Source organism: Xenorhabdus sp. Sc-CR9 (assembly GCF_963897815.1).
Taxonomy (GTDB): Bacteria; Pseudomonadota; Gammaproteobacteria; order Enterobacterales; family Enterobacteriaceae; genus Xenorhabdus.
This window is the reverse complement of record NZ_CAWQTY010000086.1, coordinates 1-882: the sequence shown is the minus strand read 5'-3', so window position 1 is coordinate 882 and position 882 is coordinate 1. Positions and strand designations below refer to the sequence as shown.

General features: G+C 40.5%; 3 protein-coding genes. 2 read left to right on the top strand and 1 reads right to left on the bottom strand.

Annotation, left to right across the window (positions count from 1 at the left end):
* Positions 1-288, bottom strand: a 288-nt coding sequence (locus AACQ81_RS04055) for a transposase (RefSeq protein WP_237388098.1), incomplete at its 3' end; no start/stop codon positions are given.
* Between the two features lie 80 nt (positions 289-368).
* Here AACQ81_RS04055 and AACQ81_RS04050 point away from each other — a divergent pair.
* A complete protein-coding gene (locus AACQ81_RS04050; RefSeq protein WP_237388497.1) occupies positions 369-506 on the top strand; it encodes a hypothetical protein in 138 nt (45 codons plus the stop codon).
* A gap of 72 nt (positions 507-578) precedes the next feature.
* Entirely contained in the window at positions 579-773 is a 195-nt protein-coding gene (locus AACQ81_RS04045) for a hypothetical protein (protein WP_237388496.1), read from the top strand.
* The last annotated feature ends 109 nt before the right edge of the window (positions 774-882 follow it).

Sequence of the window (882 nt, the reverse complement as noted above, 5' to 3'; positions counted from 1 at the left end):
CGGTCCTCGCCAACGACATTTTTTTAAAGCCTGCTCAAGCAAACTGGGGTCTGTTTCTGACGGTTTTTCTTTCCAGAGTTTGAAGTAGTAATAAACCGTGCTTTTTGGGGGAAAATCGCTGGGCAGCATATCCCACTGACAACCGCTCTTGAGCAAATATAGCAAGGCACAAAATACCTCGTAGACATCGACTTTTCTGGGGCGTGTGCGTTTCCTCTTGCTGAGCAACAGGGGTTCAATTTCCATGAACACTTCTCGACTAATGTCACTGGTATAAACTTTTCTCATTCCGCCAGTTTACATGAAAAACTATTCAGGTTTAAAAATATTCTGAATAGGTTCTTAAGAATAAGTATGGTGTGCGATTCGTGCAATGGTACTATCAGAAAGGGCCATTAGCAGCAAAAGAAATAAATAAAAGCAATGTATTAAAAGCGGTTAGCTTTATTTTTATTGTTACTCCTGCTGTTATTGTTGCTAAATTAATTATGTTTATCTCTAAATAATCTAGATACTAAAGTAATTCAAGTTAACAACCCTGCCACTCGGCGGGGTTTTCTTTTTTAAGGAACCGACAAATGACAACGCAAGTAGGTAACATTGTTTATCAAGTATCAATGGATGTAGCTCAACTTCTGACGGCGCAGCGCCAAGTAAATGACAGATTGGCTGGTTTAGAGCGTGGAATGGATAGGGCTGACATGGCTACAAGACGGCTAGAGAAATCAATGTCATCATTATCTGCAATAGCATCCCAGGGCAATCGCATCTAAAATTCATTGACAATGATTGAGTTTCATGTCGTTATGCTGCTTTTAAAGTCAACCCTTATGTCCTCTGTCAGCCCTTTGTTACAGCATTTTGCCTCACTTGAAGACCCCC